We start from the raw sequence: 14,949 nt of genomic DNA, 5'->3' as shown, positions 1-14,949 counted from the left end.
AGAAAAATTCATCTGGGAATTTTTATCGTACAAAGCTTTTCTTCCATTGCAGCAAGATTGCATTGATTTCCCCACCAATGATTATCATCAGACCTGAAAGATAAAACCATACAAGCAAAACAATGATTCCTCCAAGACTTCCATACATTGCTGTATAGTTCCCAAAGTTGCTCACATAATAGGAAAACAATATCGAAACAGACATCCATCCGATTGTTGCAAAAAAAGACCCTGCCAACACATCCTTTAAATGAAGACGGATGTTTGGTGCAGCCAAATACAAACAAGTAAAAACAAAAAACAAAATGACAAAACTTACTCCCCACCTAATGGTATTCCAAATGGTAATAAATTCTTCCGACAGACCGTAGGAAGAAAAAATGAACAACCCAATCTCCCTACCAAAAACGGGCAATAATAACGCCACAATAATGACAAATACCATCGCAAGGGTTAACAAGATTGCCGTCCCTCTTACAATAAAGAAATGTCTGTTCTCATTAACATCAAATGCCCTATTGAACGCCCGAACAATGGCATTAATTCCATTGGAAGCAAACCAAATCGTCGCAATGATCCCAAAAGACAATAAGTCTCCACGTTGTTCATTTAATATACGAACTACATTCGATTCAATAAGAAGCATCGTATCACCTGGAGCGTATTGATGAATCATTCCCAGCACATCATCCTGTGTAATTGGCACATAAGCAATTAAGGTAAGTAAAAAAATAAGAAATGGAAAAAGAGATAATAAGAAAAAATACGCTAACTCTGCTGACATTCCCAATGCTTCATTCCGGTCTAGGCGATGAAACAGCTGTTTTCCAAAACGTAATATTCCCATTCACTCTCCTCCAGCACGTATCATTTACTCTATTCTATTGTGAGCAAGTCCAGCTTACGACAAGTTTTTATTCTTTCGCTCTGCTGAATCCAAATGCTTGGCAATCACTTCTTTAGTTTCGGTAACGATCTCAAGCATTTGAGGTGTCGTTTCTTTTAACTCATTCACTTTAGAACGAAGATAATCTATATCCCTTGATACATCTTCCACCGTTGTTTTTACAGATTCAATTTGATGACGTACTGAATCCGCAATTTCCTGTGGATGCTGCACCGCATACTTTAATTTTGAACCAACACACCTGCCATTATGTATGACTGTGTTTCTTGTGTTTTTATCTAATAAAGAAATGGCCCCACCGATAAGCGCTCCAATCAACATACCATCGACTAATTTATTTCTGTTCCCCATATCAATCTCTCTCCTATCCATCAGTTTTCTTTTTCTTACATCTTCCATTCATCATACCTTTATTATAAACATATTTCGAAACTTTCACGAATCTTGTTATAGTTTCATACCCCAGTTTCGAGAAGAAGATACTGTTTTCTCTCCATTCATGATAAAATAAGGAAAAGCTATGGAACGAAAGGACGGTTCAGATGAACTTAACAGAAAAATCAACAGAAAATGTAGAATATATGATTGAAGCCATCAAAGGCAAACTTAAAGTATTAAACCTTGGCGCCATTAAACCTTCCCATTTTGATGAAGAAATGTATGAAGAGTTAAAAGATATTTATGAACTTGTCATGAGAAAACCTTCATTCAGTCCGAACGAAATGCAAGCAATCGCAGAAGAACTCGGCAACCTACGTAAACAATAATTTGATTTACAAAACACTTACTTCGGTAGGTGTTTTTTTAATATGTTTAAAGCAGTAACTCAGTTGATTGGAGTGGAAGGCGCGTAGACGCCCGCGGGAGGAAGGGACAGGTGAGACCCCACAGGCGCAAGCCGAGGAGGCTCACGGACCGCCCGCAGGCAAGCGAAGCGTCTGGAACGGAAATCAACTTGTAGAATGAAGCATTGTACTAGCCACGCACCCTTGTGCATATAAGTGTACAGAGGGGGGATAAGCATGTTTTTTCTATACGCAGCAACCATAGGGTTTGTCTTATTATTATTTTTATTGATGGGCATCTTTCTCTATAATGTCTCACAAGGACTAAACAAAAAAGACGCCATCGAAATCGATCCTCTGCCTCCAGAACCGACAGAAGAAAATGAATCCATAAACGCAAAGTGAAGCAGCCTCCAGAAGGTTGTTTCTTTTTTTATTTACCCTTAATAAGGTAAAATGAAAAAAGAAATAGACATACAATGAGGTGGCTTACCGTGGATACTATTACCCACACACTTTTCGGGATGACCATATACGGCGCAGTAGACAAGCGCCAAGATGACAAAAAGACTAAAATAGCAATGTTTGTTACAGCTGTCGGGGCCAGTCAAATTCCGGACAGTGATGTCATCTCCAGCCTCTGGGACACAGAAGGCATGTATCAAATGTGGCACAGAGGCATAACTCACTCGTTATTTATGGTTCCGATATGGGCTTTGCTCTTCTTTTTACTCAGTATTTGGTTTTTAAAAAGAAAAGATTGGCGCTTTCTCTGGGTTCCGCTTATTGCTGTATTCATACATAACACAGCCGATTTGTTTAATGCATGGGGAACCGGCTATCTAGAACCCTTCTCCTCTATAAGAGTAACCTTTGGCACCATTCCTATCGTGGACTTTGTTATCTGGACAATTATAGCGATCGCTTTTTTCGCCAGAAAGCTTTGGAATAAAGAGAGACATCTTTTATATCGTTTGGTATGGATATTAATCATTGCCCACGTTGCTTTACAAACGAGCCAAGGATATCTGTTGTACAAGCAATACGAAGATAAATACGAGCAAGTCGCATTGTCTGCAAGTTTCCTCCCTTGGCATTTTTCTGTCATAGGGAAAAACGAACATACAGTGGAAATCTTTGACGATGCACTTTTCACTAGTCCAAAATTGCAATACACCTTAAAATCAGCCGAAGAGGCCGACTTGGACACTCTATTTGCCAAAGTTCCAGAAGCAAAAACCTTATACGAATGGTCTCCCTTCGTCGTCATTGTTGATGACCAAGAAAGACTCGGCATCTACGACCCAAGATTCTACCGAAACGGCCAATCATTCCTATTTGAATATATAGAAAAACAGTAATCATTTTATTCTTGGATAATCAGGAAATGCGATGCATTAACAATTTCCACTTGTGGTTGAAGTGAAAGACGCGAGACTCCTTCTGATATCTAATTTTTAGCTGTTGATTGGAGCAAAAGGCGAAGACTCCTGAGGGAGATAGCGCTAGGTGGAGACCCCGCAGCTTGCCGAGAAGGGTCCTGCAGCGCCCCCTAGGAAAGCGAAGCTATTTGCGGAAGTCAACAGCGGAGTTTGAGGGATATCAGAAATTTTTCATTTTTTTTAGTTTTAATGTATATTATTCTACTAAACTGGGAATACTATCATTAAATACTAAAACAAACGAGGTGCTAGAAGATGATAGTTTCAAAGAGATATTTTTTAACGGACATGGAACGTGAAAGTGTAGAACAGACATTAGCTAACAAAGGCCACCTGCGTGAAGAAGTTCTAGGATTGGATGATGAAGAAATTATTCACATCTATCAAAAATACATGGTTCAAGAACTGATTATCAAATAAATAGATCGCCCTTTACAAAACCGTGACAAATGTCCGGTTTTTTAGTTTGACCGTATTAATACTTCTTTTTTCAAGGCTCTGGTAAAGCATACTGTTGGTTTTTGCAGCAACCTAGCTGTTGATTGGAGCAATAGCGAAGACTCTTGGGAGCTAGCGCTAGGTGGAGACCCCTCGAGGCTCCAGCAGTGCCCCTAGGAAAGCGAAGCCTAGTGCCTAAATCAACAGCGTTGTTTAAAAGAGCTTTTTTCAAAAATGATAAACATCACAAAAGGCGACAAGTTATCAATCTTGATAACTTGTCGCCTATATATATTTAAGGGGGGAGTATATATAGTTATTGTGGGCTTAAGCCTTTAATTAGATCTAACCTTGGCTTTACAACTTCTACCTTAATTCCTTTAGCTTTATACTTATCGACAATCTTCCTGACGTCGATTCCTTTTTTGGCTTTCACTACAGGTTTTTGCATGTTTCAATCCCTCTATTCATTAGATTTTTGGACTTTCACACATACATATTTAATTTCTGTTCTACACTAGAACATTTGCTTAACCAGTTTCATTTCCGTTTCTTCCAACTTGCCGTCACGATAATAAGTAACTTTCATCGTATCACCGATATTCTTTTGGCTGTAAAGGAATTTCCTTAAACCTAGTGCATCCTTTATTTCTTGGTCATCTAGTTTTACGATTACATCATATTGTTTAAGACCAGCCTTATCTGCAGGGGAGGTTGGTTCTACTCCTGTAACGACGATCCCACTTTTCACTTCTTCCGGAAGCTTTAGTGTAGACCTTTGTGCTTCTAGAGGAACATCAGATAGGGAAGCTAAGCCTACTCCCATAAAAGGTCTTTGGACTTCTTTATGCTTCTCTAGGTCTTCGATGATCGGTTGAACAGCACGAATAGGGATGGCAAATCCTATTCCTTCTACTCTTGATTGGGCAATTTTCATGGAGTTGATCCCAATAACTTCGCCACGAAGGTTTACAAGCGCTCCTCCACTGTTCCCGGGATTTATGGCTGCATCCGTCTGGATAACATCCGCTTCCCAGTCAGGCTGGCCATTTTGATCTATGTCAACTGGAATAATCCGCTCTTTTCCACTAATGATTCCTTGAGTGACAGATCCAAAAAACTCAAGTCCCAGAGGGTTACCAATAGCAATGACTGGTTCACCAAGAGTAATTGCATCAGAGTCTCCGAAAGTTGCAACTTGTTTAATGTTTGCATCATCTACCGTCAATACCGCTAAATCGGTCAGGGCGTCGCTGCCAACTACTTCAGCTTCCACTCTTGTTCCATCTACCAAGCTCACTTCTACTTTCGAAGCGCCGTCAATAACATGTGCGTTAGTTACAATATAAGCTTTACCGTTCTCCTTTTTGTAAACAACACCCGAGCCGGTTCCTGCTTCTTGATCTCCCTGCGCACCTCGTGGATCAAATAAGGAATTTCCGCCATTTTGTATATTAACTACCCCAACTACAGCATCAGAAACGTTTTCTACCGCATTAGTGATGTTTGTTTGTATCTTTTCGTATTCCACTTGGTCTGTTTGAACTACCGAGTTGGTTTCCACACTCATAGGTGCAGATTCAGTTGCACCTGCATTATTGTTATCCATGTAAAACCCCCAGTCCAAAAGGACAGGTAACATAGCTACAATCCCTAGTGCACCTACAACTCCTCCTGTTACCGCTGCAAAGACTACTTTTCCGAAGCTTTTTTCTTTCCTAGTCCTCTTTTGAGTTACATGATCGTCATAATAACCCATACTCGCTTCACCTCATCAATTTTTTATCTACTTTTATTTAACCCTATTAGGATGAAAGTAATCTTAAAGAAAAATGAGAATATGATGAGAAATTTACAGTTGCGCTACTCTTGTTGTGTTCCTTCTAGTACACCATTCAGCTTAATAGTAATCATCGTCCATTCTCCTTCTATACTATCCGCTAATATGGTACCTCCATAATTGTTCACCATTCTTTTAGCGATGGAGAGTCCCAGTCCTTGACCACCTTTATCTCTGCTGCGTGCTTTATCAACTCTATAAAAACGATCAAAAACTTTTTCTAGATCATCTTGTGGAATTCCAATGCCATAATCTTTTATGGATAATGTAAATTGCTCTTCGAATTGTTCTGTCACAATTTCAACAGTGGTGGAATCTTTAGAATATTTTACTGCGTTATCAAGTAAGATGATGAGAACCTGCTCTAAATGCCTTTCTGCTATGGCTACTTTCATATCACTATTTACGTTATTCTCATACTTAAATGAGAGAGAAGGATAGAGCAGGGTGAATTTCTTTACAACATCTTCTACCACATGGACAGGCTGTATAAAGTCCTCAGCTAACTCCAATCTGTCTGATTCCAGTCTGGTGAGTTCCAGCAACTCATAGACAAGCATTTTGAGCCGTTCTACTTCCTGTTGGGAAGCCTTAAGTGACTCTTCCAACACCTCAGGATCATTCTTTCCCCAACGATTAAGCAATTTCAGATGTCCCTCTAAGATCGATATTGGAGTGCGCAATTCATGGGAGGCATCCTCTACAAATTGCTTTTGTTTTTGGAAAGAAATCTCCACATCATCCATCATTTCATTGAAAACATTGGACAGATCTGCTATCTCATCCTTTTGGTTTTTATCTTGCAGCACCCGTTCTTTAAAGCCGCGCATCTTAATTCGTTTCATTGTATCCGTAAGCGCTTGGATAGGGGCAAGGAGCTGTTTGGCAATAAGCATACCGCCTACACCGCTCAAAAGGATGGCTCCAGCACCAGCAGACCACGTTACAAGGAAGATCAACCCTCGCAGCCGCTCATAATTCTTTAAGTCTCTTATTATTTCTATGTACCCAATAAATCCATTGGTAATCACTGGGTTTCGATGTATGAGATAATGTTTTCCGTTTACCTTCACATGTTCAAGGTTTTTACTTTCTACTGGAGTGATAAGTAATTCTCGAGGGAGATTTGTTGCAACTGCAACCAGCAAAGTCCCCTCTCTGTCGATAACACGGATCAGCTCATTCGTTTCATTCACTTTCTCAATAAAGCCGCTGCTGTTTACAATCTCAGACCTTCCTACAAAAAATGGTTGTTCGGAGAAATATGCTTGTATCTCTTTCATCTTTTCCTGGATATTTTGTTCTTCTTGTTCAATCATCCACGTTCTCATTACATAATATTGTACAGAGTTGTAGGCTACAAAAAGGACGAATAATACTAATGAAGACCAAATAGTAATTTTCCACCTGATTGGCAGCTGTTTTAAATATGTTTGCAATTTAGTCATTTTCTCATCACATAACCTGTCCCTCGCACTGTTTGGATATAGCTCTCTTCGTTAGGTTTATCAATCTTATTGCGCAAATAACGGACATAAACATCTACAACATTTGTTTCAGCGTACGAACCCAGTTCCCATACCTTATCTAACAATAGTTCCCTTGTCAGCACCCTGTTAATATTTGTTATAAACACCACAAGTAAATCGAATTCTCTCTTTGTCAGTTCAATTTGTTCTTCCGCCCTCGTGACGGTTCTTGCATCCAGGTCTACATTCAGCTCTCTAAATGTCAGGATATTTTGTGCCTCTTCCTTCTTTGCTTCCATACGGCGAAAAAGGGCACGAATTCTAGCGAGTAACTCCTCAATAGCAAATGGTTTGGACATATAGTCATCTGCACCACTATCAAGACCTGATACCTTGTCCATCACACTATCCCTTGCAGTCAACATAATGATTGGCGTGACTTTGGCTGCTCGTATTCTTCGACAAACTTCCATCCCACTAAGTCCGGGAAGCATCAAATCCAGCAAGATTATATCCCACTCTTCTTTTAATGCGAGATCAAGTCCCTCTCTCCCATCATAGGATGTGGCAACTTCAAAACCTTCATATTGTAACTCCAACTCAATAAAGCGAGCAAGATTTTTTTCGTCTTCTATTATAAGTACTTTGCACATGGTTGCACCTCCACTTTAAGTGTGGGTTCTATGATTTATTTTAGACGAATTGCCTAATTTTGAGTCTCTCTTTTATACTACCTAAATATTGGTGCTGGTGGGATGAGAATTTGATGAGAATTGAAAGTGTAATGTTGGTGTAACGTCTATGTAAAAATTGGCTAACTTTCTTAATATGGATATAGCCTTATTTACCATGGATAAAAGTTTTTTATGATGGATATATTTTTTTACAGTGGATATATCCTTCTTTTGCATGGATAAAACTTTTTTACAATGGATAAATCTTTTTGTCCCTCACAAAAAAGACAGATTCCCTTAAACCGAACCAGGGGATCTGTCCAAATTTCCTAAATTAGTCTAGCCTTTTCATGATTTGTGATTGATAGTCTTTAAAAACGGCTGAATTGGCTTCTTTTTTCTTCTTTTGGATGAGTTGCTGAAGACGAAGCTGTTTTTCAGTCAGCCTTTGGTGCAAACGAGCTTCATCCGCTTCATTATGTGCACCTTCAATAAGGTCCTCCAAATATTCAATCTCTGTCCGCACTTGTTGTTCTTCCATCATTCCAGCATTTTTCATCATTTTGTAGGCCATTCTCATTTCTGGAGGGACATTTGATAAGTCCTCAAGCTCCAAACGTTTACCGTACCCTGGCAGGTTTTCAAATTCTCCATCTTCATAAGCTTTTTTGATTTTTTCATCTGTTAGTCGAAAAAAGTCCATCACACTCACCCTTTTCTATTTCATTACTACCATTTTACCCCATTTATATATAAAAGAATGTGTATTTTTTCTGAACATTCCAACAATGCGTATCTAAATTTACTATTGTCGTAAGGATGTTTGCGCGTTATAATACATGTTTGTGGGTCCTGTGCGGCCGGGTGGGAGAGGGAAACTGAATAAGGTGTTTTTTTATGCTTCAATGGATGAAGAATTCATTTGATTTGGCTGGTCATGAGACGACTCTAAAGCGTGAAATGATGGCCGGAATGATCTCTTTCTTTACCATTGTGTACATTATTGCTGTAAATGCAACGATTCTTGCAGAAGCAGGTATTCCGATGGAAGCCGGAATCATCGCCACTATCCTCACTTGTGTAGTGGGCTGTTGGCTGATGGGATTTTGGGCAAATGCGCCGATTATCCTTGTTCCTGGTATGGGAATTAACGCTATGTTTACCTATACGTTGGTTCACTCTATGGGATTAACCTGGCAAGAAGCATTGGGCGTCGTAGTGGTTTCTGGTGTGATCGTAACGATTATTTCGTTTACCAAACTTGCACAAGTGCTACTCGAGGCGATTCCGAGCTCTTTAAAGCATGCGATTACGGTTGGGTTAGGTTTATTTTTGACCCTGATCGGTTTAGAAAAAGGCGGTCTTATCGTTAAGGGTGAAAACTCCCTTTTATCACTAGGTGATGTTTCTTCTCCTTATGTGATTGCCACCATTCTGACTGTTATTTTAGCCGTTACGTTATTTATGCGAAATGTCCCAGCCAACTTCTTAATTAGTATTGTTGCTGGTACAATTATTGCTGCTGTTTTAGGAGTGGTAAGCTTTTCTGATGTTGGAGGAAGTGCTTTACCGATGGATAGCTATCTTTCCTTATTTGGTGCCGTTTCATTTGCAAAGATTGGAGAGTTCACGTTTTTAGTGGCTGTCTTCTCTTTAACGATGGTTCTCCTATTTGAGAACATCGGGCTTATTAACGGACACCTCGGAATGATTAACCGCCCCGAAAAGTTCAAACGTTCCTTCCAGGCAAACGGAATTTCCATTTTAACAAGTGGATTTTTCGGTACCAGCCCTACCGTTTCGACTGTGGAAACGGCTGCAGGCATTGCCGCTGGCGGTAGAACCGGTGTAACAGCAATAACGACAGGAAGCCTATTTTTGCTTTCCATTTTTGCAATTCCCTTCATTAAAATAATTCCTGGCAGTGCGATTGCGCCAATCTTAATCATTATTGGTGTACTTATGCTTCAATCTGTGAAGCAAATTGACTTCCAAGACTTGTCAGAAGGATTTCCTGCCTTTCTAGTAATTGTAATGATTCCATTCTCTTACTCTATCGCAGACGGAATTGCATTCGGATTCATCGCCTACCCGCTCATGAAGCTGGTACTAGGCAAAGCAAAAGAAGTCTCCGCTCCACTTTACGTGATCGCGGCACTCTTCTTCCTGACGTTTCTAACAAATGTGCATTGATGGTTCAAAGATTGATTTTAGATTGATTGATATATATAAGTAAAGAATGAAAAAAAATCCTTGAGGGGGTCAGACCCCTCAAGGATTTTTTTAGTTAGCGTCGAATACTAAATAGTTACACCCTCTCACCGTACAAACGCTTCACGTCGATCTGAAAAAGCATCGACGAGCCATCTTGGATGCATGGGCAAGAGGTCATGGGGCAATTTGTTGGGGGCAAAGAATTCTAGCTCAATCAATGCAGGGTCCTTCTTAGTTGTAGTTCCTCCCGTAATTTCCGCTTCAAAATAGGATGTCACAAACTGGACTAAGCGCCCATCAGGGTATTCGAAGGTTTGTGATTCGGGGTCAGAATACACTCCAATCAGTCGGTATGGATTGACCATCAGTCCTGTATCTTGATACACCTCGCGCACAGCCGCTTCCTCAATTGTTTCACCTGGCTCAACATGCCCGGCTGGAATCGTCCACAAACCCACATCTGCTCGCTTTTGTAATAAAATTCTCTTTTGTTCATCAAAGATGATCACTGCCACTGCAGGATACATACTAATCGGTTTTTGTTTACTCATCATAGGAATACTCCTAACACTACTTTTTTACCTAGTCTAACGTGGTCGAACGCCACTTTCAACGGAAAGCCCGAGGCATAGGCAAAAATAGGTCTTTATTCCAAAGAAATTATTCCATATTGTTCTTATTTGTGGTTAGATGCTACCAATCTCACACTCTACCCCCATAAAAAAACCAGCGTTTCATTAAACACGCTGGTTCATTCCATTCATCGTTCGAATCTCTTCTTTTGTCACGTCCGTACCAAGTTCATAAATGGCTACAATAATTTTATCAAGAATTAATTGTTGCTTGTTCCGGTGCTCTTGAGTGCTTTTTTCATTTAACGGGCTTTTAAACGCATCAGGACTATATTCTGTCTTATGCAATTCCTCAAAAAGTCTCTCAATTTCATGAATTTCTTCCTGTGTTGCTAGGACTTCATAATATTTAACCTGATCGTCAAAAGGTTCCCGGTGAATTTGACCCGTTTCCATTGTTACATAGTACATAAACTTGTCCATCGGAATTACCTCCTTTTCAACACCATATCCTTATGCACTTTTTGTTTTGGTGGACGTACTTTTTCTTTCTTTATAATAGCGAAATCCTTCTTTCACTAAAATTGGCAACACCGCAACAAACACTCTTTTAAATAGTTTACTCATATTATCGCCTCCTTGTTTTATAGTCTTGTAATACCCGCACTGTTCACTCATAAAACAACATCATTTTTTTAAAAAGCACATTCAAGAGCATATTATTAGTTTTAATTCAAAGTATTGTGGTATATAGTAGTTATACAGGAGATGAACATCACCTGTACATAAATTATACAAAAGGGAGAGATTCGTTTGAAGAAGTTACGTTTATTGATTGCAGGTATCGCAAGTATTTTGGCATTTTCAGTATTAGGAAGCTTTGCAAGTGCAGATGATCACGCAATGGTTCGTATCATTCACGCTTCACCTGATGCCCCGGCAGTTGATGTTTATGTAAATGGAGAAGCAACAGTGGAGAATGCAGAATTTAAAGCAGCTACTGATTACATGAACCTGCCAGCAGGAACGCACAAAGTAGAAATCTATGCAGCTGGAACAATGGGCGAAGCAGATCCTGTCATCGCAACTGACTTAACAGTAGAAGCTGGAATGTCTTATACAGTTGCAGCAATCAACACATTGGAAAACCTTGAATTATCTGTTACTACTGATGACAACATGGTAGCTGAGGGACAATCAAAAATTCGTGTAGGTCACTTCTCACCTGATGCACCTGCAGTAAATGTTGGTTTAATTGGTGGAGATGACGTATTCTCTGGTGCTGAATTTAAAGCCGTAACAGATTACATGACACTAGATGCTGGAACGTATGATTTGGAAGTTCGTACTGCCGATGGTGGAGAGCAAGTATTAGACTTATCTGGTACAATGCTTGAGGAAAATAAAGTTTACTCTGTATATGCAATTAACACAGTAGACAGCATTGAAGTATTAGTATTAGAAGATAACACGATGATGCCAAGCGAAATGCCTCAAACAGGTATGGGTGGTGCATCTCAATCAAATAGCATGAATTCTTGGGCTTTAATTGCCGGTCTTCTAGTGGTTGGAGCAGCGGCTGTTGGAGTGCGTCGCTTTGCTGCACAAAAATAATAGTAGGCTAATAGGCCTGTTAGGTAGCATTCTAGTTTTCTCAACAGCATGCACCTCTTTTTCACAAAATGAAGCTGATCCAAATCTTCCACCGGAGTCTGTCAAAGCTCCGGCGGAAGAAATAGCTTCCCAGGTAGATGAGAAACCTATTACACTTGATAAAGAAAAACAAACAGAGCCAAGCAAATCAGAAGTTTCTACTCCTCCTAAAGGCATCGATCCTACTCGGCTCACCATTCCTGCCATCAATGTTGATGCAAAGGTGAAACCATACGGACTCGATGAATCAGGTGCAATGGCTGTTCCGGAAGATGGGGAAACTGTCGCTTGGTTTGAGCCCGGAACAAAACCTGGTGCAAAAGGAAATGCAGTCTTAGCTGCACATGTTGACGACTATACCGGCCCCGCCATTTTTTTCTATTTAAAAGATTTGGAGATCGGTGACGAGATTATCGTGGAAGATGGTGAGCAAACCTTGACCTTTGTTGTCAAAGGGAAAGAAGCTTATCCATACGATCAAGCTCCGATTCGGACTATATTTGGACCTACAAACAAGCAACAATTAAACTTGATTACTTGCACAGGTCTATATGATCGTAAAACAAACAACCATCAAGAACGCCTGGTTGTTTATACAGAATTAAAAGAAACCTGAAGCTTCTCTATAAAAAAAAGAGAACTTCAGGTTTTTTAATAGGTTTTAATGGAGAAGGTGATCTTTCCTTCTTCAGATTCCCGATAGGTAATACTTGAAGCATCGAACGAAGAAAGGAGCACTTCTTTCTCTACCTTTTCCAACTTTTCAAGTTCAGTCAACTTTTCTTCGATTTCTTCTCCATCCAGCCTAACATTCTGCTGATATTGATAGAAAAACATATACCTCGCAGTGATCAGTCCTGCCGCTGCTTCTTGATGCGCTTCCCACTTTAGAGGTACAGACAATTTACTTGCAGTAACCATAAGGGTACGAAATTCCTGTTCGTCTTCTTTGGCAAAAGCAGCCATGGTACCATTCGTTAGGGAGTCTTCCACAGAATCGGAATAATGTTTACTTTTTATCAAAAGTTGATTCATTTCATTTACATAATTCGCTACTTCTTCTTGACTCTTCACTTTCATCCCATCATAAAAACTTAGAAATGTGATGATTCCCACAATTAGGGCCATCGCCATTAAGAAAAAAGTAACAGTTCTCGGATTAATTTCCCAAAAGTGATCATCTTCTAGTTCTTCCATTTTTTCTTGCTCATTACGAAAAATCATAGGCAGTATTTCCCCGTTTTTTTCTAGAATATAACATAACTACCCGGTAAAATCCATGAATTTCTAATAGTTATATATAGTATCCACTCTTTACATTCCCCTAAATATATTACCATATTATTCTAGCTCATTCACCCCCACAAAACGACATTCTTCGTAGAAAGTATATAAGAGACCTAAACTAACTAACTAAAAGATTGGGTGAATGGATTATGTTTTCAACAACTGAAATTGGGATCGACTTAGGTACAGCGAATACGCTGGTTTATAGTAAAAGTAAAGGGATTGTGTTCAATGAACCGTCCGTTGTAGCAATTGATTTAGAAACAAAGGCCGTGCTTGCTGTTGGGACAGAAGCGAAAAACATGATTGGTAAAACTCCAGGAAGAATTGTGGCTGTTCGACCATTGAAGGATGGCGTTATCGCCGATTTCGACATTACGACTAGCATGTTAAAACAAATTATGAAAAAAGCGGGAAAAGCGATGGGCTTCTCCATCCGTAAGCCTAGTGTGGTTGTATGTACACCATCCGGCTCCACGTCTGTTGAGCGTCGTGCAATTCAAGACGCTGTTAAAAACTGTGGCGCAAAGCATGTTCATTTGATTGAAGAGCCCGTAGCGGCTGCCATTGGTGCAGACTTACCTGTTGATGAGCCTGTAGCAAACGTGGTAGTGGACATCGGTGGAGGTACAACTGAGGTAGCGATCATCTCTTATGGCGGTGTGGTATCTTGTAACTCTATCCGTGTAGGCGGAGACCAATTTGATGATGATATCGTGCACCACGTTCGCAAAAATTACAACCTATTAATTGGTGAGCGTACTGCTGAGCAAATTAAAATGACGATTGGTTATGCACTAGTGGACCATGAAGAAATCACCATGGAAATCCGCGGTCGTGACCTTGTAACAGGTCTACCAAAAACAATCGAATTGCACTCTACTGAAATCCAAAAAGCAATTAAAGAATCTTTGTTGCACATCCTTGAAGCAATTCGTGCAACACTAGAAGACTGCCCTCCTGAACTAAGTGGAGACATTGTTGACAGAGGAGTTATCATTACTGGTGGCGGAGCGCTGCTGAACGGTATGCAGGAATGGTTAAGCAATGAAATTGTTGTGCCTGTGTATGTTGCACCAAATCCATTGGAGTCTGTTGCGATCGGGACAGGAAAATCATTGACTGTTATTCATAAGTTGCAAAAGGCTGCTACTTGATAAAAAAATAAGATAAAAAAAACCGAGCTCTTCTTAGGGCTCGGTTTTTGTTTGTCTAAAAACTTCATCAAACTTTAGTTGTTTAGTTAATTGCCGCTGTTCCTTTCCACAAATGGCTTCGCTTTCCGCGGGACGGTGCTCGAGCCTCCTCACTTCGTTGGAAGCCACTGAAAAAGACCTTGATTTTAAAAATTTACTAAACACTGCTGTTGATTTCCGCACTAGGCTTCGCTTTCCTAGGGGCACTGCTGGAGCCTCCTCGGCTACGCCAGCGGGGTCTCCACCTAGCGCTAGCTCCCTCAGGAGTCTTCGCCTTTTGCTACAATCACCAGCTAGAAATCATAAAAAACTTTAGGCTATCAGTTTTTCAGTGGCTTCCTTCGTTGCGGGGTCTCAATCTACCGTTTCTCCCCCGCTGGAGCCTCCTCCATTTGCTCCAAACCACAGCTGGAAATTACGCAAACGAGATGTTAGTGCTTTTTCAGTTAACTCCGTTAGATGATTTTTCACA

At 40.2% G+C, this 14,949-nt stretch carries 18 protein-coding genes; 8 read left to right on the top strand and 10 right to left on the bottom strand.

All coding sequences use genetic code 11. The features are described from left to right. Positions 1-22: 22 nt before the first annotated feature. Together AAV98_RS04330 and AAV98_RS04325 are read right to left on the bottom strand one after the other, a co-directional pair. Positions 23-847, bottom strand: a complete 825-nt coding sequence (locus AAV98_RS04330; RefSeq protein WP_060664318.1) for a YihY/virulence factor BrkB family protein — start codon at positions 845-847, stop codon at positions 23-25. A gap of 54 nt (positions 848-901) precedes the next feature. Then, positions 902-1,258, bottom strand: coding sequence for a YtxH domain-containing protein (locus AAV98_RS04325; protein WP_060664398.1), 357 nt, complete (start codon positions 1,256-1,258; stop codon positions 902-904). 191 nt (positions 1,259-1,449) lie between these two features. Between AAV98_RS04325 and AAV98_RS04320 the strand changes: the two genes are divergently transcribed. The 4 genes from AAV98_RS04320 (at position 1,450) to AAV98_RS20170 (ending at position 3,554) form a co-directional block, all read left to right on the top strand. Then, positions 1,450-1,674, top strand: a complete 225-nt coding sequence (locus tag AAV98_RS04320; protein ID WP_010191662.1) for a DUF1128 domain-containing protein — start codon at positions 1,450-1,452, stop codon at positions 1,672-1,674. Positions 1,675-1,929: 255 nt separating this feature from the next. After that, positions 1,930-2,097: a hypothetical protein gene (locus AAV98_RS20175; RefSeq protein WP_010191663.1), complete on the top strand. Its 168-nt coding sequence runs from the start codon at positions 1,930-1,932 to the stop codon at positions 2,095-2,097. 89 nt (positions 2,098-2,186) lie between these two features. Further along, positions 2,187-3,053, top strand: coding sequence for a metal-dependent hydrolase (locus tag AAV98_RS04315; RefSeq protein WP_060664317.1), 867 nt, complete (start codon positions 2,187-2,189; stop codon positions 3,051-3,053). 336 nt (positions 3,054-3,389) lie between these two features. Then, the gene (locus AAV98_RS20170; protein ID WP_156317619.1) at positions 3,390-3,554 is read left to right on the top strand and encodes a hypothetical protein; all 165 of its coding nucleotides are present in this window, start codon (positions 3,390-3,392) and stop codon (positions 3,552-3,554) included. 334 nt (positions 3,555-3,888) lie between these two features. Here AAV98_RS20170 and AAV98_RS20785 read toward each other — a convergent pair whose 3' ends face one another. From AAV98_RS20785 to AAV98_RS04295, 5 genes are all read right to left on the bottom strand, one after another. Next, positions 3,889-4,023: a hypothetical protein gene (locus AAV98_RS20785; RefSeq protein WP_269433430.1), complete on the bottom strand. Its 135-nt coding sequence runs from the start codon at positions 4,021-4,023 to the stop codon at positions 3,889-3,891. A 66-nt stretch (positions 4,024-4,089) separates the two neighbouring features. Then, positions 4,090-5,331: a S1C family serine protease gene (locus tag AAV98_RS04310; protein ID WP_060664316.1), complete on the bottom strand. Its 1,242-nt coding sequence runs from the start codon at positions 5,329-5,331 to the stop codon at positions 4,090-4,092. 104 nt (positions 5,332-5,435) lie between these two features. Next, the gene (locus tag AAV98_RS04305) at positions 5,436-6,860 is read right to left on the bottom strand and encodes a sensor histidine kinase (RefSeq protein ID WP_060664315.1); all 1,425 of its coding nucleotides are present in this window, start codon (positions 6,858-6,860) and stop codon (positions 5,436-5,438) included. Beyond that, positions 6,857-7,534 carry a response regulator transcription factor gene (locus AAV98_RS04300; protein ID WP_060664314.1) on the bottom strand — a complete coding sequence of 226 codons (678 nt, stop codon included), beginning with the start codon at positions 7,532-7,534 and terminating at the stop codon, positions 6,857-6,859. Before AAV98_RS04300 ends, AAV98_RS04305 begins: the two co-directional genes overlap by 4 nt. 355 nt (positions 7,535-7,889) lie before the next feature. Continuing rightward, the gene (locus AAV98_RS04295) at positions 7,890-8,258 is read right to left on the bottom strand and encodes a DnaJ family domain-containing protein (RefSeq protein WP_060664313.1); all 369 of its coding nucleotides are present in this window, start codon (positions 8,256-8,258) and stop codon (positions 7,890-7,892) included. Positions 8,259-8,452: 194 nt separating this feature from the next. Between AAV98_RS04295 and AAV98_RS04290 the strand changes: the two genes are divergently transcribed. Next, entirely contained in the window at positions 8,453-9,748 is a 1,296-nt protein-coding gene (locus AAV98_RS04290; protein ID WP_060664312.1) for an NCS2 family permease, read from the top strand. A gap of 125 nt (positions 9,749-9,873) precedes the next feature. Here the strand turns inward: AAV98_RS04290 and AAV98_RS04285 are convergent, their stop codons facing one another. Beyond that, positions 9,874-10,323, bottom strand: a complete 450-nt coding sequence (locus AAV98_RS04285; protein WP_231687690.1) for an NUDIX domain-containing protein — start codon at positions 10,321-10,323, stop codon at positions 9,874-9,876. Between the two features lie 183 nt (positions 10,324-10,506). Continuing rightward, positions 10,507-10,824, bottom strand: coding sequence for a hypothetical protein (locus AAV98_RS04280; protein ID WP_060664310.1), 318 nt, complete (start codon positions 10,822-10,824; stop codon positions 10,507-10,509). A gap of 330 nt (positions 10,825-11,154) precedes the next feature. Here AAV98_RS04280 and AAV98_RS04275 point away from each other — a divergent pair, with 330 nt between their 5' ends. Beyond that, a complete protein-coding gene (locus AAV98_RS04275) occupies positions 11,155-11,955 on the top strand; it encodes a DUF4397 domain-containing protein (protein ID WP_060664309.1) in 801 nt (266 codons plus the stop codon). Then, a complete protein-coding gene (locus AAV98_RS04270) occupies positions 11,939-12,610 on the top strand; it encodes a class F sortase (RefSeq protein ID WP_060664308.1) in 672 nt (223 codons plus the stop codon). Before AAV98_RS04275 ends, AAV98_RS04270 begins: the two co-directional genes overlap by 17 nt. Positions 12,611-12,645: 35 nt before the next feature. Here the strand turns inward: AAV98_RS04270 and AAV98_RS04265 are convergent, their stop codons facing one another. Then, entirely contained in the window at positions 12,646-13,218 is a 573-nt protein-coding gene (locus AAV98_RS04265) for a hypothetical protein (protein ID WP_060664307.1), read from the bottom strand. Between the two features lie 212 nt (positions 13,219-13,430). Here AAV98_RS04265 and mreBH point away from each other — a divergent pair, with 212 nt between their 5' ends. Next, on the top strand, positions 13,431-14,438 hold the full coding sequence (gene mreBH / locus AAV98_RS04260; protein ID WP_060664306.1) for a rod-share determining protein MreBH: 1,008 nt from the start codon (positions 13,431-13,433) through the stop codon (positions 14,436-14,438). Positions 14,439-14,949: the final 511 nt, after the last annotated feature.

The organism is Bacillus sp. CHD6a (assembly GCF_001293645.1).
In the GTDB taxonomy this organism is placed as follows: Bacteria; Bacillota; Bacilli; order Bacillales; family Bacillaceae_I; genus Sutcliffiella_A.
Note: the sequence above shows the minus strand (reverse complement) of the source record. Positions and strands in the feature narration are given on the sequence as shown.